The sequence below is a fragment of the Silanimonas sp. genome, from assembly GCF_027531545.1.
GTDB lineage: Bacteria > Pseudomonadota > Gammaproteobacteria > Xanthomonadales > Xanthomonadaceae > Silanimonas.
In genome coordinates this window covers 1-20,507 of sequence record NZ_JAPZSC010000050.1, presented here as the reverse complement: position 1 = coordinate 20,507, position 20,507 = coordinate 1, and the positions used below count along the sequence as shown (strand labels likewise).

19 protein-coding genes are annotated in these 20,507 nt (G+C 70.2%); 9 read left to right on the top strand and 10 right to left on the bottom strand.

What is annotated here, in order from left to right:
- Positions 1–173: 173 nt before the first annotated feature.
- From O9280_RS15700 to O9280_RS15675, 6 genes are all read left to right on the top strand, one after another.
- Positions 174–2,069, top strand: coding sequence for a tetratricopeptide repeat-containing diguanylate cyclase (locus O9280_RS15700; RefSeq protein WP_298344882.1), 1,896 nt, complete (start codon positions 174–176; stop codon positions 2,067–2,069).
- Between the two features lie 43 nt (positions 2,070–2,112).
- Positions 2,113–2,241 carry a hypothetical protein gene (locus tag O9280_RS15695; protein WP_298344880.1) on the top strand — a complete coding sequence of 43 codons (129 nt, stop codon included), beginning with the start codon at positions 2,113–2,115 and terminating at the stop codon, positions 2,239–2,241.
- Between the two features lie 72 nt (positions 2,242–2,313).
- Positions 2,314–4,782: a bifunctional aspartate kinase/homoserine dehydrogenase I gene (thrA, locus tag O9280_RS15690; RefSeq protein ID WP_298344877.1), complete on the top strand. Its 2,469-nt coding sequence runs from the start codon at positions 2,314–2,316 to the stop codon at positions 4,780–4,782.
- Positions 4,779–5,723, top strand: coding sequence for a homoserine kinase (locus tag O9280_RS15685; RefSeq protein WP_298344874.1), 945 nt, complete (start codon positions 4,779–4,781; stop codon positions 5,721–5,723). The genes thrA and O9280_RS15685 overlap by 4 nt, the downstream gene beginning before the upstream one ends.
- A 3-nt stretch (positions 5,724–5,726) precedes the next feature.
- On the top strand, positions 5,727–7,043 hold the full coding sequence (gene thrC / locus O9280_RS15680; RefSeq protein WP_298344870.1) for a threonine synthase: 1,317 nt from the start codon (positions 5,727–5,729) through the stop codon (positions 7,041–7,043).
- A 37-nt stretch (positions 7,044–7,080) separates the two neighbouring features.
- The gene (locus tag O9280_RS15675; protein WP_298344867.1) at positions 7,081–8,337 is read left to right on the top strand and encodes a threonine synthase; all 1,257 of its coding nucleotides are present in this window, start codon (positions 7,081–7,083) and stop codon (positions 8,335–8,337) included.
- Here O9280_RS15675 and O9280_RS15670 read toward each other — a convergent pair.
- The 10 genes from O9280_RS15670 to rsmD all read right to left on the bottom strand — a co-directional run bounded on the left by O9280_RS15670 (position 8,290) and on the right by rsmD (position 16,703).
- Complete coding sequence (locus O9280_RS15670) at positions 8,290–9,633, bottom strand: Na+/H+ antiporter NhaC family protein (RefSeq protein ID WP_298344864.1); 1,344 nt, start codon at positions 9,631–9,633, stop codon at positions 8,290–8,292. The genes O9280_RS15675 and O9280_RS15670 overlap by 48 nt on opposite strands.
- Before the next feature lie 209 nt (positions 9,634–9,842).
- Positions 9,843–10,238 (bottom strand): MAPEG family protein, encoded by a 396-nt coding sequence (locus tag O9280_RS15665; RefSeq protein WP_298344862.1) that lies wholly within the window; start codon positions 10,236–10,238, stop codon positions 9,843–9,845.
- Complete coding sequence (locus O9280_RS15660; RefSeq protein WP_298344859.1) at positions 10,238–11,632, bottom strand: alkaline phosphatase PhoX; 1,395 nt, start codon at positions 11,630–11,632, stop codon at positions 10,238–10,240. The genes O9280_RS15665 and O9280_RS15660 overlap by 1 nt, the downstream gene beginning before the upstream one ends.
- A 35-nt stretch (positions 11,633–11,667) precedes the next feature.
- Positions 11,668–12,096 (bottom strand): DUF4920 domain-containing protein, encoded by a 429-nt coding sequence (locus O9280_RS15655; protein ID WP_298344856.1) that lies wholly within the window; start codon positions 12,094–12,096, stop codon positions 11,668–11,670.
- 26 nt (positions 12,097–12,122) lie between these two features.
- A complete protein-coding gene (locus tag O9280_RS15650; RefSeq protein WP_298344885.1) occupies positions 12,123–12,998 on the bottom strand; it encodes an MBL fold metallo-hydrolase in 876 nt (291 codons plus the stop codon).
- 14 nt (positions 12,999–13,012) lie between these two features.
- On the bottom strand, positions 13,013–14,740 hold the full coding sequence (gene ggt / locus O9280_RS15645) for a gamma-glutamyltransferase (RefSeq protein WP_298344853.1): 1,728 nt from the start codon (positions 14,738–14,740) through the stop codon (positions 13,013–13,015).
- A complete protein-coding gene (locus tag O9280_RS15640; protein ID WP_298344850.1) occupies positions 14,740–14,994 on the bottom strand; it encodes a YfhL family 4Fe-4S dicluster ferredoxin in 255 nt (84 codons plus the stop codon). Before O9280_RS15640 ends, ggt begins: the two co-directional genes overlap by 1 nt.
- A gap of 46 nt (positions 14,995–15,040) precedes the next feature.
- On the bottom strand, positions 15,041–15,556 hold the full coding sequence (locus O9280_RS15635; protein WP_298344847.1) for a hypothetical protein: 516 nt from the start codon (positions 15,554–15,556) through the stop codon (positions 15,041–15,043).
- A 23-nt stretch (positions 15,557–15,579) separates the two neighbouring features.
- The gene (coaD, locus tag O9280_RS15630; protein WP_297867298.1) at positions 15,580–16,074 is read right to left on the bottom strand and encodes a pantetheine-phosphate adenylyltransferase; all 495 of its coding nucleotides are present in this window, start codon (positions 16,072–16,074) and stop codon (positions 15,580–15,582) included.
- A gap of 38 nt (positions 16,075–16,112) precedes the next feature.
- A complete protein-coding gene (gene rsmD, locus O9280_RS15625) occupies positions 16,113–16,703 on the bottom strand; it encodes a 16S rRNA (guanine(966)-N(2))-methyltransferase RsmD (RefSeq protein WP_298344844.1) in 591 nt (196 codons plus the stop codon).
- Positions 16,704–16,772: 69 nt separating this feature from the next.
- Here rsmD and ftsY point away from each other — a divergent pair, with 69 nt between their 5' ends.
- From ftsY to mutY, 3 genes are read left to right on the top strand one after another with little or no spacing between them, the layout of a single operon-like run.
- On the top strand, positions 16,773–17,873 hold the full coding sequence (gene ftsY, locus O9280_RS15620; RefSeq protein ID WP_298344839.1) for a signal recognition particle-docking protein FtsY: 1,101 nt from the start codon (positions 16,773–16,775) through the stop codon (positions 17,871–17,873).
- The gene (locus O9280_RS15615; RefSeq protein ID WP_298344836.1) at positions 17,870–18,985 is read left to right on the top strand and encodes a hypothetical protein; all 1,116 of its coding nucleotides are present in this window, start codon (positions 17,870–17,872) and stop codon (positions 18,983–18,985) included. The genes ftsY and O9280_RS15615 overlap by 4 nt, the downstream gene beginning before the upstream one ends.
- Entirely contained in the window at positions 18,982–20,022 is a 1,041-nt protein-coding gene (mutY, locus tag O9280_RS15610) for an A/G-specific adenine glycosylase (protein ID WP_298344833.1), read from the top strand. Before O9280_RS15615 ends, mutY begins: the two co-directional genes overlap by 4 nt.
- Positions 20,023–20,507: the final 485 nt, after the last annotated feature.

The window sequence follows — 20,507 nt, the reverse complement described above, 5'->3', positions numbered from 1 at the left end:
CGCGGAAGGGGGTGGGCAGACGAGGAACGACGGGCACGACCCGTGCGACGAGACTCCGGGGCAGCGGGCCGGTTCCTGCGCGCCGTCGGATCGGCCATGCGTGCTGTCGCCTTGATTTCGGGAGGGAAGTGTTCATGCTCCACACATCCCGCCCGCCGGATGCCGGATGCCCGATGCTGCGATCGTTCCGTCATGGATCGGCCCTCTGCCTCCTCCTGGTGACGTCGGTGGCGTGGGCGTCCCCGGCACCCCCGGTCGCGGATCCCGCCGCCTTCGATGCCGCCTTCGCCACCGCACTGCGCGAAGGCATGGGCACCTCGCCGGAGGAGGGGGCCGCTGCGGTCGCTGCGTTGCGGGCCACGCTGCCTGCCAACGACCCGCTTCGCCTACGCCGCTTCGAAGCCATGGCCTGCCGCGCCGCGCAGCGCGACGGCAAGGCGTACATCGCGAACGCCGATACGCTGCTCGCCGCGGAACAGGCTCGATCGGCGCCCGACGCGACCAGCCTCGCCCTGCTCCACGCCTGCCGCGCGGCCTACCTCGTGCTCGGCACCGACGCCACTGTCGTCGAGCGCGCCTACGACGCCGCGGTGGAGGCGGCGCAGCGCAGCAACGACTCGGTGCTGCTTGGGCGGATGCTCTCTTTGCGTTCCAACGCCCACTCGCTGTCGGGCGAGTTCGCGAAATCCCTGATCGACGCCCTCGCGGCTCAGGACGCCCTCGACGACTCCGGCGAGCGGTTCGCGATCGCCGCCAACCTGCAGATCGTGGGCATCGCCTACCGCCGCATGGGCGAGGCGGCGCGCGCGGAGGAGTACCTGCTGCGCAGCCTCGAGGACGAGGAGATCCGCTCGCGCTACAACTCCACGATGACCGCGCTGCTACATCTCGGCTACCTCTACGACGAGACGGGCCGCTACGACGAAGCGCGGCGCATGCTGGCCGACGCCCTCGAACTGTGCCAAGGCCACGACAACCACGCGGCTTGCGGCTATGTCCGCTTGGGGCTCGCCGGCGTCGAGGTCGACGACGGCGCACCGCGCCGCGCGCTCGCGACGCTCGAACGCGCCGAAGCCGACTTCGCCGAATCCGGCGCTCCCGGTGAGCCGACCTTGGTGGCGCTGGTTCGCGGGCAGGCCCTGGCCCGTCTGGGCCGCGACGCCGAAGCCCTGCCCCTGCTCGACCGGGCGGTCGCGACCTGGACCACCGAGGGCAACGATCGCTACCTCGCGCTGGCACTGCCCGAGCGGGCCCGGCTGCTGGAGCGCCTCGGTCGCGAAGCGGACGCCATCGCCGACCTTCGACGCTTCATCGAGGCGCATGCCAACGACGACCGCATTCGGGCCGAACAGCGCACCGAGCTCATGCGCGAGCAGTTCGACGCCAGCCGCCGGGAGCTCGAGAACGCCGAGCTGAAGGCGCGGGAAGCCTTGCGCCTCCAGGAGATCGAGGGCCTGAACGCCGCGCGCCGGTGGCAGTGGACGGCCATTGCCCTTGGCGGCCTGCTGATGGTGGTCCTGTCGGGGGTGGTGGTGCGCCAGATCGCCAAGGCACGCCGGCTGCGCTTGCTGGCGATGACCGACCCGCTCACCGGGCTCGCCAACCGCCGCCATACCGATTACCGCGGCAACGAGGCGTTCAAGATGGCACGCTTGACGGGGCGCCCCTTCTGCGTGCTCGCCATCGACATCGACCACTTCAAGGCGGTCAACGACACGCACGGGCACGCGGTCGGCGACACCGTGCTGCAGCGCGTAGGCCGCGAATGCCAGCGCACGCTGCGACAGAACGACCTGATCGGTCGCATCGGTGGCGAAGAGTTCGCCGGCCTGCTGCCGGTAACGGCCGAGCAGGCCGCGCGGCAGGTGGCCGAGCGCCTTCGCGCTGGTGTCGAATCCTTGGACCTCGACGACGTCGCGCTTGGCCTGCGCGTCACCATCTCGATCGGCGTGGCGCGGATGCGCGAGGCGGATCCGGATTTCGCTGGCGTGCTGGCCCGCGCCGATGCGGCGTTGCATCGCGCCAAGCAGGGCGGCCGGAATCGCGTCGTTTCAGACGAAACGGCTTGACGCCGCCTTGACAAAGGCAACGGTGGCAGGTTCAAGTGGGGGCATGCGCCACGACCTGCTCACGCTCACCGTCACGACGACCGCCCCCGGCGGCGTTATCGGTATTCGCGTGCCGGTCGCGGGTGTCACCACCACGACCGGCACCTTCCAAGGGCCGGGGTGGCCGAACTGATCCACCACCCCGCGCCGGTCACGGACGCGGGGTTTCCCATCCAAGACCGGCCTCCTCCCAGGAGTCGCCTTCATGGATGCCGCCCCTCTCGCTGATGCCCCCGCCGACGCCCACTGGTCGGCGACGCTCGCGCCTGACGCCCACAAATTCGGCGGTGCCGCGCTGTCCGACGCAGCCGGTTTCCGTCGCGCCGCCGCGCTGCTGAAGTCGGGCGCACCGCGCCCTCAGCTCGCCATCGTCTCCGCCACCTTCGGCACCACCGATCGCCTTGTTGCGGCGCTGGCCTCGGCGCGTGCAGGCAAGGAGCACGCCGACCTTCCCTTTTTGGTTGCAGCGCACCGCGCCTTGCTCGCGCCGCTCGGGCTTGCGAGCACGTTGCTGGATGGCGATATCGCGGAACTCGATGCCGACTTGGCGCACCTGCGCAGCGGCAAGCCCGATGCCGGCCAAGCCGCGCGCATTTGCGGCGCAGGTGAAGTGTGGTCGAGCCGCATCTTGGCCGCATTGCTTGGCAAAGATTGGGCGTGGCTGGATGCACGAGGGGTCCTCATCGTGAAGCATGGCGAACTCGGCGCACGCATCGATGATGCAGCCACCGCGCAAGCCATCGAGGCATGGCGCATGGCACACCCGCAAGCACACGTGGTCGCCACGGGCTTTCTCGCGCGCTTGGCTTCTGGCGAAACCACCACACTTGGACGCAACGGAAGTGATTACTCCGCGGCGCTGTTTGCTGCTTTGTTCAATGCACGCGAACTCACCATCTGGAAAGAAGTGGATGGCCTGATGTCGGCCGACCCTCGTCTCGAACCCGAAGCCGTGGTGCTGCCCGAACTGAGCTACGCCGAAGCAATGGAGTTGGCCTACTTCGGCACCAAGGCCCTGCACCCGCAATCGCTGGCGCCGGCGATGGCTGCAGGCATCGCGTTGAACGTTCGCGATGTACGTCAGCCGGAAAAACCCGGCACGCGCGTGGTGACGAACCCAACGCCCTCGCCCAATCCAGTGAAAGGGCTATCGCTGGTTCGCGGATTGGCCGCGCTGGAACTTCAAGGCTCGGGCCTGATGGGTGTGCCAGGCAGCGCCGAGCGTTTTTTCGCCGCGCTGCATTCGGCCAGTGTCTCGGTGGTGATGATCACGCAGGCATCAAGCGAACACTCGATCTGTGCGCTGGTGCGACGCGAGCAGGCCGAGGCAGGGCTGGCCTCCGCACGCGCGGAATTTGCAGAAGAGATCGCCGCGGGCCACGTGCAAGGCATCGCGCTGGAACACGATCTGGCCGTCCTCGCAGCCGTGGGCGACGGCATGATCGGAACACCAGGCATCGTCGCGCGGCTTTCCGGCGCGATCGCCAAGGCCGGCATCAGCCTGCGCGCCATCGCGCAGGGTTCGAGCGAGCGCAACGTGTCCCTGGCGGTGCGCGAAGTGGACGCGGAGCGCGCGCTGCGCGTAGCGCACACGGCGTTCTGGCTCAGCGCGCAGACCGTGTCGATCGGCCTGATCGGCCCCGGCAACGTGGGCGGCGCGCTGCTGCGGCAGATCCTCGAAGCGCAGCCGCGCCTCAAGCGCGAGCGCCAGCTCGACCTGCGCATCCGCGCGGTAGCGAACTCGCGGAAGATGCTGCGCTCCGACACCACGCTGGCCTCGCTCGACCTCGAGCGCGGCGAGCCGCTCGACCTCGATGCCTTTGCGAAGCACGTCAAGAGCGAGCACATCCCGCACGCGCTGATCGTCGACTGCTCGGGCCGCGCCGACATGGCCGAGCGCTACGAGGGCTGGCTGGCGCAAGGCATCCACGTGGTGACGCCCTCGAAGCACGCCGGCAGCGGCGACGCCGCGCGACTCGCCGCGCTGCACCGCGCCGGTGCCAAATCGGGCGCGCGCTTCCGCTACGAGGCCACCGTGGGCGCCGGCCTGCCCGTGGTGATGACGCTTCGCAACCTCATCGACACCGGCGACGTGCCTCGCAGCATCGCCGGCCTGTTCTCCGGCACGCTGGCCTGGCTGTTCAACCACTACGACGGTTCGCGGCCCTTCTCCGAACTGCTGGCCGAAGCCCGCGCCGCCGGCTACACCGAACCTGATCCGCGCGACGACCTCTCGGGCACCGACGTGGCGCGCAAGGCGGTGATCCTCGCGCGCGAAGCCGGCTGGCCGCTGTCGCTCGACCAGGTCGAGGTCGAGAACCTCGTGCCCTCCCAGCTTCGCGACGTTCCGCTGCCGGAGTTCCTGCAGCGTCTTGGCGAGTTCGATGCGCCGATGGCCGAGCGACTCGCTGCGGCGAAATCGCACGGCCAAGTGCTGCGCTACCTCGCCGAGGTCGATGCCAGCGGCACCGCCACCGTCGCGCTGCGCGCGGTCGACGCCACGCACGCGGCGGCATCGGCGCAAGGCACCGACAACCTGTTCGCCTTCCATACGGCGCGCTACCACACGCGTCCGCTGGTGGTGAAAGGCCCGGGCGCTGGCCCCGATGTGACGGCAGCGGGCGTGTTCGGCGACATCCTCGCCATCGCCGCGCACCTCGGGGCGAAGCTGTGAGGCCTGCGGAAGCGACGGCCTTCGCGCCGGCCAGCAGTGCGAATCTTGGTTCTGGATTCGACTTGTTGGGCCACAGCCTCGAGGGCTGGCGCGACCACGCCACCGTGCGGCGCATCGACGCCCCCGAAGTGCGCATCGAAGGCATCGAAGGCGTGGTCACCGCCCTGCCGGCGCGCGCCGAGGACAACACCGCGGGCGCGGCGCTGATCGCGATGCGCAACGCGCTGGCGTTGCCGTTCGGCTTCGCCGTGCGGCTGCGCAAAGGCATTCCGCTGGGTTCGGGGCTGGGCGGTTCGGCGGCATCCGCCGTCGCCGCCGTGGTGGCCGCGAATGCACTGCTCGACGCGCCGCTGCCGGCGGAGGCGCTGTACCCTTTCGCGCTCGATGGCGAGGCCGTGGCCAGCGGCAGCCGCCACGGCGACAACATCGCGCCCTCGCTGCTGGGCGGGCTGGTCGCGGCGTTCGACCCAGCGCGCGCGGCTCCGGCACGATTGAATGCGCCGGAGTGGCTGTTCACCGCGGTGGTGCATCCCGCCGTCGTGCTGGAAACGCGCGTGGCCCGCGCCGCCCTGGCCGAGCCCTACCCGCTCCAGAGCATCGTCAAGCAGACGCATCATCTCGCCGCCCTGCTGCTCGGCCTCGAGCGCGACGACGAGGCGCTGATCCGCCAAGGGCTCGACGACGTGCTCGTGGAACCCCGACGCGCCGAGCTGATCCCCGGTTTTGCGGGAGTGAAGCGCGCAGCGCTGGAGGCCGGCGCGCTCGGCAGCAGCATCTCCGGTGCCGGTCCCAGCGTGTTCGGCTGGTTCCGCGGCCGCGCCGCGGCCGAAGCCGGAGGCGCGGCCATGCAGCGCGCCTTCGCGGAGGCCGCCCTTGCCACCTCCCTTCTTGTGTCACCCGTGGCCGGACCCGCCGCGGGCCTCGTCGACATTCAGGACTGACCGATGCGATTCGTTTCGACCCGCGGGGCCTCGCCCGCCCTGCCCTTCGGCGCCGCGCTCGGCGCCGGCCTCGCCCCGGACGGCGGCCTGTACGTGCCGGAGCGTCTGCCGCGCCTCGATGCCAGCGATGTCGAGGCGATTCCCGATGCGCACCTCGCGGAAACGCTGGCCGCCCTGCTGCGGCCGCTGCTCGGCAACGACCCGCTGGCCCAGCGGCTCGACGCGCTGTGCGCGGAAGCCTCGAGCTTCGAGGTTCCACTGGTGCCGCTGCGCGGCCGAGGCGACCACCTGCTTGAGCTGTTCCACGGCCCTACGGCCGCGTTCAAGGACCTTGCGGCGCGCTTCCTCGCCGCCTCGCTGTCGGCGCTGCGCGCGCACGACGCGCCGGTGCAGACCGTGCTCGTCGCGACTTCGGGCGACACCGGCGCCGCGGTCGGCGCGGCCTTCCATGGTCGCGAGGGCTTCCGCGTGCTGATCCTCTACCCCGACGGCAAGGTCTCGCCCGCGCAGGCGCATTCACTCGGCGCCTTCGGCGGCAACGTGCGCGCCCTGCGCGTGGCCGGCAGCTTCGACGACTGCCAGCGCCTCGCCAAGCAGGCGCTCGGCGATGCCGCGCTGCGCGCTCAGGTGCCGCTGCTGACCGCCAACTCGATCAGCCTCGGCCGCCTGCTGCCGCAGATGGGCTACTACGCGATGCACGCGCTGCGCTTCCAGCGCCGCCACGGCCGGCCGCTCGGCTTCATCGTGCCCAGCGGCAACCTCGGCAACGCGGTGGCCGCGCTGATTGCCCGCGCCATGGGCCTGCCGATCGGCGAGGTGGTGCTGGCAACGAACGCGAACCCGACGCTCTCGGAGTTTTTCGACGGCGCGCCCTACCGCGGCCGTGACGCCATCCCGACGCTCGCCAACGCGATGGACGTCGGCGCGCCGAGCAATGTCGAGCGCCTGTTCTGGCTGGCCGGGGGCGACGAAGCCGCGGCGCGCGGGCTCATCCGCGTGCAACGCATCGACGACGCCCGCATCCGCGCGACGGTGGCCGCGGCCGAAGCCCGGCACGGCATCGCGCCCTGCCCGCACACGGCCTGCGGCCTCGCCGTGCTCGAAGACCTCCGCGCGGCCGGCGACACTCGCGACTGGGCCGTGGCCGCGACGGCGCATGCCAGCAAGTTCCTCGACGTCGTGGGGCCGCTGCTGTCCCGCGCGCCGTCGGTGCCGCCTGCCTTCGCGGCGCTGCTCGCGCAACCGGCGCACGCCGATGCGATGGCGGTCGACGGCTCGGCACTCTCCGAGGCCCTTCGCGCGGAGTGGGCGATGCACTGAGGCACGCTCGGGCGCCCTTCTCCACGCCCGACCTGACATGTCCTACGTCCGCTGCCTGCGCGGCCTCGCCTCCGGCGTCGAGTATCCGATTGATGTCCCGATGAACCTCGACCCGGTCGACGGCCGGCCGGTCGAGATGGTGCTCGACATCGAACGCCTCGCCCGCGAGAAACCCGATGCCGCGTGGTACGACCCGACGCGCAAGGACCTGTGGCGCTTCGGCGGCCTGCTCGCGCTCGACATCACCGATCCGCACGACGCCGCGCACATCGTCGCGCTCGGCGAAGGCCACACGCCCGAGCTCGACTACCGCGACCACGCCGTCGCGAAGGCGGCGGGACTCTCGCTGTGGCTGAAGGACGAAGGCCAGCACTGGCCCGGCTTCGGCGGCAACCCGACCCGCAGCTTCAAGGACCGCGGCATGGCCATGGCCGTCGCGCAGGCGCGCCGTCTGGGCCTGAAGAAACTCGCCGTGCCCACGCAGGGCAATGCGGGCGACGCACTGGTGCGCTATGCGCTGGCCGGCGGCCTCGATGTCGTGGTGGCCATGCCCGAGGACACGCCGCTGCCGATCATGGGCAGCGTTGCCGTGGCGGCAAAGAAACATCCGGGCCGCGTCACGCTCGAACTGGTCGGCCCAACCATCCGCGAGGCCGGTGCGTTCCTGAAAGAGCACTACATCCCGCAGGGCTGGTTCTCGGTCGCCACCTTCCAGGAACCCGGCTGGCGCATCGAGGGCAAGAAGACGCTGGGCCTCGAGATGGCGGAACCGAAGGACGGCGGCACGCCCTGGTCGCTGCCCGATGCGGTGATCTACCCCACCGGCGGCGGCACCGGCGTGCTGGGCATGTGGAAGGCTTGGAATGAACTCGAAGCGCTCGGCCTGATCGATTCGCATCGACCGCGGATGTACTGCGTGCAGAGCGAAGCCACGACGCCGCTGGTGCGCGCGTTCGAGGGCGGCGCCGATGACACCACGGCCTTGCCTGCCGGCAAGACGATCTCGACGGGCTTGAACGTGCCCGGCGGCGTCGGGCATTTCCGCGTGCTGCAGATCATCCGCGCCAGCGGCGGTGCTGCCATCGCGGTGTCGGAGGCCGACACCGCGGCCGAACTGCAGCGCGTGTGGCGCGAGCGCCAGCACTGGATCAGCCCCGAGGGCGCAGCCTGCCTCGCGGCCCTGCCGCAGCTGCTCGACCGCGGCTTGCTGAAGCGCGGTGAACGCGTGGTGGCCGTCAACACCGGCTCAATGGAGAAGTACCTCTCGGACCTGCGCGGGATCCTCGGCGCCTGAGCGGCTCCGCTCGAACAGCACCCACGCCAGCGTCAGCCCGCCGAGCAGCCAGCAATAGTGCAGGCTGCCGGCGAGATCGAGCGGAGAGACGCCGCCGAGCGAGGCCGCCAGCAAAATCTGCGCACCCCAAGGCAGCAGGCTCTGGGTGACGCAGGCGAAGATGTCGAGCAGGCTAGCCGCGCGCGCCGGCGCCACGCCGTGCTCGGCGGCGATGTCCTTGGCGATCGGGCCCGAGAGCAGGATCGCCACCGTGTTGTTCGCCAGCAGCGCATCGCTGCCCGCCACGAGCCCGGCGATACCGAGCTGGCCCACGCGCGGGCCCTTGCGGCCACGCGCCAGCGCCTCGATTCGCGCCACGAACCACGCGAAGCCGCCGTCGGCGCGAATCAGCGCGCCCAAACCCGCGACGAACAGTGAGACCAGCACGGTGTCGGTCACGGAAAGGAAGCCCTTGTGCACGTCGCCGCTGAAAGCGAGCACGCCGTAGTCGGCGAAGGCGAGGCCGAACGCGCCAGCCAGCACCACGCCAACCGCCAACACCGCCAGCACGTTCACGCCGAGCACCGCGAGCCCCAGCACCGCGAGATAGGGCAGCGCCAACCATGCACTCGGCGGATCAGCAGGCAGCACCGGCTGCGCATCACCAGCGAAGGCCAGCAGCACCAGCGTGCCAAGCGCCGCCGGCACCGAGAACTTCAGGTTCTCGAGGAACTTCGCCCGCATCGTCGTGCCCTGCGTGCGCGCCGCGGCGATGGCGGTGTCGGAGATCACCGAGAGGTTGTCGCCGCAGGTGGCGCCGCTGAGCACGGCGCCGAGCACCAGGGCCTTGTCGAGCGAGGCGGCATCGGCGAGGCCGAGCGCGATCGGCGCGACGGCGGCGATCGTGCCCATCGAAGTTCCGAGCGCCAGCGCGATGGCTGTTGCGAGCAGGAAGATGCCCGGCAGGATCAGCGCCGCCGGGATCACCGACAGGCCGAGCGCGACCACCGCCTCGACGCCGCCGGTGGCGCGGCTCACCACCGTGAACGCACCCGACAGCAGGAAGATCAGCAGCATCAGCTGCACGTCCTTGTCGCCCATCCCACCGAGCAGACGGTCGAAGGCCGGCGCGCCACGGCGATGGGCGAACCACAGGGCCAGCGCCAAGGCCGGCACCAGGGCCACCGCGGCGGGGAGCTGGTAGAAGGCGTTGGCTTCGCCCAAGGCGGTCAGCGTGAAGCCGACGCCGCAGAACAACGCGATGAACAGCAGCAGGGGCGAGAGAGCGAGGAACGACGGCGGCGCGGACGAGGACACGAAGGCTCCGGAAAAAGCGAAGCCTCGGCCGCCACGCGGTCCGGGGGAGAGGGGCGAGCGACGGCCGGGGCTTCGAAACGGGTTCGATCGGCCGCATCAGTGGAGCAACCGCCCAAGGGACGGTGGCGATGCGGCGATGGTCCTTATTCCACTCCGGACATCAGGCAAGGGCAAAGGCGCCTCGCCCATGCCCTTATGCCATTTGGCGATCAGCTCGCTTGGACCGCGGCCCAGTAGCCCCACAGCAGCTGGCCCGAGAGCACCAGCAGCAGGATCCAGGTGCCCAGCGTGCCCCAGAAGCGCCCGAAGCTCGTGCCTGCGGAACCCGAGAGGCCCACCGCATGCAGCACGCGGGCGAGCACCAGCCCGGCGCCGCAGACGTGCACGAACACCACGCCGGCGCCGTTGTTCTCCGCCACCAGCAGCATCACCAGCATCAGGGGCACGTACTCCACGGCATTGGCTTGGGCGCGGATGGCACGGGCGAGCCCGGCATCGCCGCCGTCACCGATACCCACCTTCAACCGCCGGCGGAGGCCGACGATGCGGAACGACAGGGCGAGGATGAGTAGCGCACACAGGGCGGCGTAGAGGCCGGTGATCATCAGAGCAATACTTCCTTCCAAGGGCCGGTGATGGCGACGGTGAAGCCCGGCGTGTAGACGTTGACGAACAGCCAGCGGCCGTCCGGGGAGAAACAGGCGCCGGCGAACTCGCTGTTGGAGTAGTCGCCGGTGAGCCCGTGGAAATTCTCGTAGATGCCGTTGTTCTCGGCGAACTGGAAGAGCCCGCCCTGCGGTGTCAGCCCAAACAGCGACTGCGCCTCCTTGCGGTAGCTGTCCTGGCAGAGGATGAGGCCACCGCGCGGCGACATCGCCAGATTGTCGGGGTAGTACAGGGTTTCCTGTGCCGGCGACTCGAACACCAGCTGCAGTTCGGAGGCCTTGGCGTCGTAGGCCCAGACCTGCCCGCTGTTCGCGTCACCACCGCTGGTCGACGTGAAATAGATGGTGTCGCCCTGCGCGTAGCAGCCCTCCAGACGGATGAAGGCGCTGCCGCCGTTCGCCAGGCCCTCGCGGACGTTGCCATCGGTCTTGCCGGAGGGCCCGATGCCACGCTCGGGATGCTCGATGCGCACCCACGACGCCTTGAACCGGTCGCCGTTGCGATGGCCCCGGCGCAGGTCGGCCGCACCTTCGGCCTTGAGCATCCACAGCGTGCCGCCACGCGCCAGCTCGCCCTTCACCGTCGGGACGAAACGATAGAAGCCCGCGAACGGATCGGCATCCTCGGTCAGGTACACATCGCCGCTCGCCTCGTGCACCGCCGCCGCCTCATGCACGCGCTGGCCCATCGCGACCAGCGGCTCGGCGTTCGAGGCGCGGTCGAACGGCACGTCGAACACGAAGCCGTGGGCGTGCTTTAGGTCGACCACGCGCTCATCGAACACGGCGCGGCCGCGGTCCAGCACCTGCTCCTCGCAGGACAGCCAGCTGCGCCAGGGCGTGATGCCGCCCGAGCAGTTGCGCAGCGTTCCGGACAACGAGGCGCGGGATTCCAGCAATTCGCCCTTGTCGGCATCAAACACCATCGTGGTGGTGCCGCCGTCGACGTCCGGGTCGTAGGTCATCGACGCGTCGCCGAAGGTGCCTCCTGCGCCATCGCACTCGTGGTTGCGCACGAGAGTGAGGCGCGCACCGTCGGCGTGCACGATACCCATGCCATCGTGGTGCGAGGGCGTCGGCCGGCCATCGCTCATCGGCGTGGTCGACCAGCCGAAGCTGCGGTAGCTGAAACCGGCCGGCAGCTTCAGCAGCGGCAGGCCGGTCGTGGCGTCAGCGACCGGCGAAAGCGGCCCGAAGCCGGCGATACGCCCCGCCGGCAGGCCCGCTTGGGCGAGCAGCCGGCCGAACGGCGAGAGCCCCAGCGCGGCGGCACCCACGGTGGACGCGGAGAGCGCGAGGAAGCGACGGCGGGCAAGGACGGAATCGGGACGCATGGGGCAAGACTCGATGGGCGGAAACCGCCAGTGGATCAGGGTTCGATGACGATCGACGTGGCGAGGATCTGCCACTCGCGGCCGGCTTCGATGCCGCCACCGCTCTCGTCGTTGTAATGCTGGGCCTGTTCGGCGCTGAGCTCGACCGGCTTCAGTTCACCGAACACCACGGCGGTGCCGCTGGCGTCCTTCGGCAGGAAGAACTCGTGCCCGGTCTTGACGCGGATGCCGGTGCCGCCCGCGTCGAGCATCACCCAGCAGCCCTTGGCCTGGCAGACCTGGGTGATGCGTCCGCTGAACTTCATCGTGTGGCCGCTGTGCTGCTCGGCGTGGGCAAGCAGTTCGGTGACCGGCATGGCGTCACCCTCGGGCATAGGCTGGCCGTAGGACGCGGCCGAGGCCAGCGGCGAAAGGGACAGCGAGAGCAGCAGCGCGGCGGCGAGGCGGAACGTGGACGTGCGCATGGCGGAATCCTTCGGTGGGTGAGTAGTCAGTGGGGCAGGGGTTCGCCGGCGAGCACCGCGAGCTCATCGCGGGTGCCGTAGCGTCCCTTGTCATCGCGCGCCACACGCGCCATCGCGCAGCCGTGGTCGTGGGTGAAGTACAGCCGGACGTCACGTTTCAGCATGTCGTCGAGGAAACCGCGCTTCTCGTCAATCAGCGTCTCGGGCGAACGGTCGTAGCCCATGGTCACCGGCAGGTGCACCCACGGCCGGCCGGGGATGAGGTCGGCGCAGAACACCACGCCACCCTGCCCGCCTTCGCCGACGATCTCGGCCAGCATCAGGCCCGGCGTATGGCCGTCGCTGTGGTGGAAGCGCACGGCGGCGCCGAGCACGCGACCGTGGTCGCCCTCGACCACTTCGAGGCGGCCGCTGGCTTCCAGCAGGGCGCCGAGTTCCGGGATGAAGCTGGCGCGGTCGCGCGGATGCGGCGTCTTCGCCCGCGCCCAGTGCGCGGCGCCAACGATGAACGTCGCCTTCGGGAACAGCAGGCGCACCGGTTCACCTTCCGCCCAAGGGGCCAGCAGGCCGCCGGCGTGGTCGAAATGCAGGTGCGAGAGCACGACGACGTCGACGTCCTCATGCGAGACGCCGGCCTCGGCCAGCGAATCCAGCAGCACATGCTGCGGCTCCACCACGCCGAAACGCTCGCGCATCTTCGGCTCGAAGAAGGCGCCGATGCCGGTTTCGAACAGCACGGTCTTGCCGGCAAGCCCCTTGGCCAGCAGCGCACGGCAGGCAAGCGGGATGCGGTGCTGCTCGTCGGGCGCGATCCACTGCGACCACATCGCGCGCGGCACGTTGCCGAACATCGCGCCGCCGTCGAGGCGCTGCGAATTGCCAAGGATCGACCACAGCCGGATGCCGTTCGTCGCACTCACCGGAAGATGCCCCCGTCCTGCGTGCTGCCCTTGCCGACGGTCTTCCAGCGCGGGTCGGCGCCGGCGTCGACATCGCCATCCGTGAGGTCCCAGGTCACGACCTGCATGTTCCCCCAGGTGCGCGGCTCTTCCTTGATGACATGGCCACGGGCCTCGAGGCCGGCGCGCAGCTCCGGCGACAGCGCGTCCTTCTCGATCGAGACTTCATCGGGCAAGTACTGGTGGTGGACGCGCGGCTCGGCCGCAGCCTCGAGCGCCGAGGCGCCGGCATCCAGCGCCAAAACGCCCTGGATCACCATGCTGATGATGCGGCTGCCGCCCGGCGTACCGAGCACCGCGATCTGGTCGTCGCCCACGACGATCGTGGGCGTCATCGACGACAGCGGGCGCTTGCCTGGCGCGATGGCATTGGCGTCGTCGCCGACAAGGCCGAAGGCGTTCGGCACGCCAGCCTTCACCGAGAAGTCGTCCATCTCGTTGTTGAGCAGGAAGCCGGTGCCCGGAATCACCATCGCATTGCCGTAGGGCAGGTTCACCGTCTGCGTCACCGAGGCGATGTTGCCCTCGGCGTCGACGATGGAGAAATGCGTCGTGTCGGGGCGTTCGAGGGCGGTGACACCGGGCAGCATCGCGCTCGGCGTGGCCTTCTCCGGGTGGATGCCGGCACGCAGGCCCGCGGCATAGGCCGGGTTCGTCAGCAGCTCCACCGGCACGTCGACGAAATCCGGATCACCGAGGAAGACCGCGCGGTCGCGGTAGGCGCGGCGCATCGCTTCGATGCGCAGGTGCAGGCGGTCGAGCTCGCTGCGCTTCGACCAGTCGTAGCCGTCGAGGATCTGCAGCGTCTGCGCCAGCGCGATGCCACCCGACGACGGCGGCGGCGCGGTGATGACCGTCTTGCCGCGATGCTGGAACACCAGCGGCTCGCGCTCCACCACGCGGTACTGCGCGAGGTCATCGAGCGTCCAGAGGCCGCCCGCCGCGCGGACGCCATCCACAAGGCGCGTGGCGATGTCGCCGCGGTAGAAGCCGTCGAAACCATCGCGCCCGAGCCGCTTCAGCACCTCGGCGTAATCGGGGTTGCGCATGCGCGTGCCCAAGGCGGGCGTCTTCCCATCGACCAGCAGCAGCTGCGCGGCGCCTGGATCGGCGGCGAGCGCCGCTTCACGCCAACCCATCATCGCGAGGTTCTTGTCACCGAACGTCCAGCCGCTCTCGGCGAGGGCGATGGTCGGTGCGAGGGACTCGGCCAACGGCAATCGACCGTAGGTCTTCGAGACATGCACCAGCGCCGCCGGCAAACCGGGGATCGCCGCGGCCAGCGGGCCGTCGATGGTCTGGCGCGGGCGCGGCTCGCCGGTGGCAGGGTCGAGGAACATGTCGCGCGTCGCCGCCAGCGGCGCGCGCTCGCGCCCGTCGACGAACACCACCTTGCCGTCACGGGCCCGGCGCAGCAGGAAAAAACCGCCGCCGCCGATGCCGGAACTCTCGGGCTCGACGAGACCCAGCGCCGCACTCACCGCCACTGCGGCATCGAACGCGTTGCCGCCCTTGCGGAGCACTTCCATGCCGGCATCGGTGGCCTGCGCGTTGGCGCTGGCGATGGCCGCGCCGTCCGGCCGCTGCCCCGCGGAGGACGGCGCCTCGCGAGCCAGAGACGTGGGGGCGGAAAAGCCGGCAGCGAGGACAAGGGCTGCGGCGACCAGCATCGGGCGGAACGACATCAGGCCATCTCCCGCTGCAGCGTTTCGAACTTGAGCTGCAGCTCGGTCTTGGATTCGGGATGCGACGGATCGAGTTCGATGCACTCGACGGGACAAACCACCATGCACTGCGGTTCGTCGAAGTGCCCGATGCATTCGGTGCACTTCGGCGGCGCGATCTCGTAGATCGTCTCGCCCTGCGAAATCGCGCCGTTGGGGCACGCCGGGGCGCACACGTCGCAATTGATGCAGGTTTCGAGGATGCGCAGGGCCATCAGGCGGGCCTCGGCGGGCGACGGGCGCCCGCCGGGTGGACGCGGATTACTTCGCTTCGACGAAGCGGAACTCGGCACCGGCCGAGAGGGCCACCTGGCGCACGCGCGACTCGTCCTTCGATTCGCCGATGAACAGCACGCGCGAACCCTTCAGCGCGGTGTCCTGGATCGACTCGTCCTCGAAGGCCTCGACGATGAGGTCGGCCATCATCGTGCTATTCGGCGACGAGAAGCTGAGCATGTTGCCCGGCAGCACGCCGCGCTGCAGCACCGTGCGCACGTCGCTCATCATGCGCGAGTACGGGCCGTCCTCTTCCGCCGGGTCGGTGGCGGCGGGCAGGTAGTAGTTGAACGTGCGCTCGGTGATGCCGTCGGTGTTGGTGCCGATGACCTGACCGAGGTAGGTCTTCCACTCAGCATCGTCCTGGCTCGTCGGCGCGACAAGCACCACGGCCTCGGCCTCGGGCTGGGCTTCCTTGTCCTCGTCGTCCACCTCGCCCTGGCAGGCGGTGAGGGTCAGGGCGAGCGCGGCCGACGCGGCCATCAGGGCGAAACGGTTCATGGTGGTCTCCTTGGAAAGCGGGATCAGGGGCTGCGGAAACGCGCCTCGAGGGCGCGCGCCACGACCGGGGGAACGAAGCCGGACACGTCGCCGCCGAGGCGGGCGACTTCGCGGACCAGGGTCGAGGAAATGAAGCTGTGCTGCTCGGCCGGCGTGAGGAACAGCGTCTCCGCCTCCGGGATGAGGTGCCGGTTCATGCTCGCCAGCTGGAACTCGTACTCGAAGTCCGACACCGCGCGCAGGCCGCGCAGCAGCACGCCGGCGCCGCATTCACGGACGAAATTCGCGAGCAGGCCATTGAAGGCACGCACCTCGACGTTGGGATGGTGGGCCAGCGCCTCGCGGGCCAGCGCCTCGCGCTGCTCGACCGGCATCACCGGATTCTTGCCGGTGCTTCCGGCCACGCCGACGATCACCTTCTCGAAGATCGGCGCCGCGCGCGCCACGAGATCGGCGTGCCCGTTCGTGATGGGATCGAAGGTGCCGGGATAGAGGGCGATGCGGTGACGGGAAGACATGCCGGGCCACAGATGCGGGACCCGCCGAGTGTAGCAACTCAGCCTTGCTCGACTTTGTAGAGCGCAGCCCCGACCTCGCGGGTGGCGGTTTCGCGCAGGAGCACCCATCCAGCCGGCACCGTGGGCACCGCATCGACCGGGCTTTCCACGTACACCCTTGCCCGCGGGGCAAGGCGAGGAACGAGGGCAGCCAGGGCCTCGGCCCAGAGCCCGCCCGCGAACGGCGGGTCGACGAAGGCCAGATCCCAAGGCCCGGCTTGGGCCGCCAGGAAGGCCATCGCGGACTGCGCGTGGACCTGCACCTTCCCACCGCTGCCATCACGCCCCAAACGCGCCGCCGCGCTGCGCAGCGCGTCGACGGCCAGCGGCGCGCTTTCCACCAGATCGACGCAAGCCGCGCCGCGCGACGCCGCCTCGAACCCAAGGGCCCCGGTTCCAGCGAACAGATCGAGCACGCGAGCACCGGCCAGCTCGCCATGCAGCCAGTTGAACAGCGTCTCGCGCACGCGGTCGGACGTCGGCCGCAGCCCCGGCAGGGCCGGCACCGGCAACTTCGAACCGCGCCAGGCGCCGCCAATGAGGCGGACCTGCCCGGCGGCGGCAGGCGCAGCGGCAATGCGGGGCTTCATCGGGGCGTTCCGGAGGCGGGTGGTAAGCTCGTCGCACATTCTGCGCGATGCCGCGCCTCCCCTGCGACGATGTTCGACTGGTTCAAGAAGAAACCCCAACCGGCTGCCGTGCCCGCGAGCCCTTCCGCGGAGCCGCAAACCGCCGAAACCCGCAGCGAACCCACCGCACCGACGATCTCCAGCCCCGAGCCCCTGCCCACGGGGTCCGCGCCGATCGAACCCGCCCTGATCGAACCGGTCGCCACGGGCTGGTGGGGCAAGTTGCGGCAGAGCCGCTTCGCCACCGGCTTGCGCGGCCTGTTCTCCTCCAACCCGAAGCTCGACGACGCGCTGCTGGACGAGATCGAGACCATCCTCCTCGGTGCCGATGTCGGCGTCACCGCGACCGATACGCTGGTCGAGGACCTGCGCCGGCGCATGCGCGCCCGCGAGTTCGAGGACGCCCATGCCCTGCAGCGCCACCTCCGCGCGCAGCTGCTGGCCATGCTGCGTCCCGTCGCCCAGCCGCTGGTGATCGACGCCACACGCGCGCCGTTCGTCATCCTCACCGTGGGCGTCAACGGCGTCGGCAAGACCACGACGATCGGCAAGCTCGCGCATCGCCTCCAGAAGGACGGCCTGAAGCTCGCCCTGGCCGCCGGCGACACCTTCCGCGCGGCAGCCGTCGAGCAGCTGAAGGTCTGGGGCGAACGCAATGGCGTGACCGTGGTGGCGCAGGGCCAGAACGCCGATGCCGCCGCGGTCATCTTCGATGCACTGCAGGCGGCGAAGTCGCGCGGCCTCGACCTGCTGATCGCCGACACCGCCGGCCGCCTGCACACGCAGCAGGGCCTGATGGCCGAACTCTCGAAAGTGGCCCGCGTGCTGGCGAAGCTTGATGAGACCGCCCCGCACGAGGTGCTGATGGTCATCGACGGCACCACGGGGCAGAACGCCGTGAACCAGGTGCGCCAGTTCCTCGCCGCCGCGAAGGTGAGCGGCCTCGTCGTCACCAAGCTGGACGGCAGCGCCAAGGGCGGCGTGGTGTTCGCGCTGGCCCGCGAGTTCGGGCTGCCGATCCGCTTCGTCGGCCTCGGCGAGACGATGGAGGACCTCCGCGTGTTCGACCCGGATGCCTTCGTCGACGCGCTGCTGCCCGAACTAGGCAGCGCGGAGCGCGGCACGTCGTGAACCCGGCCCCGGCCGACGCTCCCGCGCCCTCCGAAGTGCCCCCGCCGACGCGCTCACTCCTCCGCCGCAGCTTGCGGGTGCTGGGTGTCGTGGCCGCGCTGCTGTTGGTCGTCGCGCTGTCGTCGCCGTGGTGGTTCAACGCGCGCCGCGTCGCCGACCTCGCGCTGGCCCAGGCCGATAGCGCTACAGGGCTCGACTGGGACTACGACGGTGAACCGGCCCTTCGATGGCGCCCACAGCCCTGGCTGTCCCTGCCGGACCTGCAGGTTCGGGATGCCAGCGGCCAAAGCATCCTCGCCGCCGAGCGCCTTGAGATCGCCCTGCCGTGGTCGACGCTTCGCGGCGAGTCACTGCGGGTGGATGCCCTGCGCATCGAAGCGCTCGACATCGACCTCGACGCCGCCATGGCGTGGTGGAGCGCCCAGCCTGCCAGCGACGCCGCGGACCTGCCCCGGCTCGACGGCCTGGTGATCACCCGGGGGCGCGTGCGCTGGGCCGAGGGCGCGCTGCAGGATCTGGAACTCACGCTGCCGCGCTTCGCCTTGGGCGAACCCATGGCGCTCGCGCTGCGCGGCAACGTGGTCGACACCACGGCGAGCCATCGTGCGCCCTTCGCTTTGGCGCTCCAGATCGACGCGGTCCCCGAAGCCGGTCCGCTCCGACTGGAAGGCTTCGCGATCCGTCTCGACGGAACGGGCCCGATCGCACCGATCACCGCGAAGGGTCGACTGCAGTTCGCCCCCTGGGCGCTCGATGCGAGCGGCGAGATCGCGGCGTGGCCCGAGGCGTGGCCGGCGCTGCCCGCCCCCTTGTCGACCAGCCCGTCGCCGCTGGCGTTCACGCTGGCGCAGCAGGGCGAATCCGCGATGGCAGCACACACCGCGCTCTCGCTGAAGCAGGACATGCACCAGGTCGATGCCGAAGGCACGCCGGAGGCGGTGATGGCCTGGCTGGAGGATGCCGACGCCGCCGCGCTGCCGCCGCTTCGCCTACGCGCTGCCCTGCCCGAAGTGGAACTCGACGGCGTCCGCCTGGAAGGCGTCACCATCGAGCTGGACGACCCAGCGGCCGATGCCACGGGCGCAGCCGATGCCCCGGAGCCGGCACGATGAGCCAAGGGCCCGAGAGCGCATCGTTCCCGACGCGCCTACTCGCGTGGTTCGACACCCACGGACGCCACGACCTGCCCTGGCAACACCCGCGCACGCCCTACCGCGTCTGGGTCAGCGAGGTGATGCTGCAGCAGACCCAGGTGCAGACCGTCATCGGCTATTTCGAACGCTTCCTCGCCCGCTTTCCCGACCTGCCGTCCTTGGCCGTCGCGAACGAGGACGAGGTGCTCGCGCTGTGGTCCGGGCTCGGCTACTACAGCCGCGCGCGCAACCTGCATCGCGCCGCGCAGGCCTGCGTGGCTCGCCATGGCGGCACGCTTCCGGAGGAGATCGATGCGCTTTCAGCCCTGCCCGGCATCGGCCGCAGCACGGCCGCGGCGATCCTCGCGCAGGCCCATGGCCAACGCCATGCGATCCTCGACGGCAACGTCAAGCGCGTGCTCGCCCGCCTGCTCGGCGAGGCGGAATGGCCGGGCAAATCGGCCGTCGAGCGCCGCCTGTGGGCCGAAGCCGAGGCACGACTTCCGCACGAGCGCCTCGCCGACTACACCCAAGCGCTGATGGATTTTGGCGCCACGCACTGCACGGCGCGGAAACCGCGCTGCGCCGACTGCCCGATGCGGAGCGAATGCCAAGCACACGCCGCCGAGGCCGTCGCACGGATCCCGGCGCGCAAACCCGCCAAGGCCACGCCAACGCGTGCGGTCCGCCTGCTCGTGTTCCGCGATCCCGACGGCCGCGTGCTGCTGGAGCGCCGCACGGGCAAGGGCGTGTGGCAAGGCCTGTGGAGCGTGCCCGAAGCGGCTGACGACGATGCTGCCAAGGCGCTGCAGGCCACCCTCGGCGCCGACGGCGGCACCGTGCTGCCCGCGTTCCTGCACGTCTTCAGCCACTACCGCCTGCAGGCATCGCCGGTCCTTCACCGCGTCCGCGACGCCAGCGAAGCCACGAACGACCTTCGATGGGTCGCCCGCGCCGACTACGATGCGCTCGGCCTGCCCCGACCTATCCGCACCCTTCTGGAGTCCCTGCCATGATCCGGGTCTCCGTATTCGTTAGGACTATAGTAGCCTGACGTCAATGGGTTAGACCTGACAGGGCGGGCTCGCTTTTGATTGCCCTCTCAATGCAAGAAAGCTCTTACCCCGAGCACGGGCGAGGAGCAGTTCTTGCTCCAACTTTGACGCTGGGGCAGCCGTGCTTCGGTGGAGCTGCCCCACTATCAGGAGGCTCTAATGGTCGTAGTTGGGTCGAAGCGGGATCAGCGCTTTCTGGATTGGCTGGTTCAGCAGGTCAGGCATGAGGGCGTCGCGCAGGCGTGCTCCAAGCTCCCAGGGGGCCGCAACGCCGATCCATCGAACGTGGCCAAGGTGCTGGGCGTGGGAGGGTGTCAGGATTTTTGTGTGAGCGGCCTACCATGACGATGTTCAGGAGCCCCCATGCCACGCAAGAAAACCACCCCCGCCGCGAAGCCGGACGCCATCCTTCCCGACGAGCTGCTTGAGAAGCTGATCCCCGGCCC

Bases quoted from the DNA above. Each gene is read 5' to 3' on its own strand.
- O9280_RS15700 (WP_298344882.1), top strand. From the start codon at position 174: ATGCTGCGATCGTTCCGTCATGGATCGGCCCTCTGCCTCCTCCTGGTG.
- O9280_RS15695 (WP_298344880.1), top strand. From the start codon at position 2,113: ATGCGCCACGACCTGCTCACGCTCACCGTCACGACGACCGCCCCCGGC.
- thrA (WP_298344877.1), top strand. From the start codon at position 2,314: ATGGATGCCGCCCCTCTCGCTGATGCCCCCGCCGACGCCCACTGGTCG.
- thrC (WP_298344870.1), top strand. From the start codon at position 5,727: ATGCGATTCGTTTCGACCCGCGGGGCCTCGCCCGCCCTGCCCTTCGGC.
- O9280_RS15675 (WP_298344867.1), top strand. From the start codon at position 7,081: ATGTCCTACGTCCGCTGCCTGCGCGGCCTCGCCTCCGGCGTCGAGTAT.
- O9280_RS15665 (WP_298344862.1), bottom strand. From the start codon at position 10,238: ATGATCACCGGCCTCTACGCCGCCCTGTGTGCGCTACTCATCCTCGCC.
- O9280_RS15660 (WP_298344859.1), bottom strand. From the start codon at position 11,632: ATGCGTCCCGATTCCGTCCTTGCCCGCCGTCGCTTCCTCGCGCTCTCC.
- O9280_RS15655 (WP_298344856.1), bottom strand. From the start codon at position 12,096: ATGCGCACGTCCACGTTCCGCCTCGCCGCCGCGCTGCTGCTCTCGCTG.
- ggt (WP_298344853.1), bottom strand. From the start codon at position 14,740: ATGTCGTTCCGCCCGATGCTGGTCGCCGCAGCCCTTGTCCTCGCTGCC.
- O9280_RS15640 (WP_298344850.1), bottom strand. From the start codon at position 14,994: ATGGCCCTGCGCATCCTCGAAACCTGCATCAATTGCGACGTGTGCGCC.
- O9280_RS15635 (WP_298344847.1), bottom strand. From the start codon at position 15,556: ATGAACCGTTTCGCCCTGATGGCCGCGTCGGCCGCGCTCGCCCTGACC.
- coaD (WP_297867298.1), bottom strand. From the start codon at position 16,074: ATGTCTTCCCGTCACCGCATCGCCCTCTATCCCGGCACCTTCGATCCC.
- rsmD (WP_298344844.1), bottom strand. From the start codon at position 16,703: ATGAAGCCCCGCATTGCCGCTGCGCCTGCCGCCGCCGGGCAGGTCCGC.
- ftsY (WP_298344839.1), top strand. From the start codon at position 16,773: ATGTTCGACTGGTTCAAGAAGAAACCCCAACCGGCTGCCGTGCCCGCG.
- mutY (WP_298344833.1), top strand. From the start codon at position 18,982: ATGAGCCAAGGGCCCGAGAGCGCATCGTTCCCGACGCGCCTACTCGCG.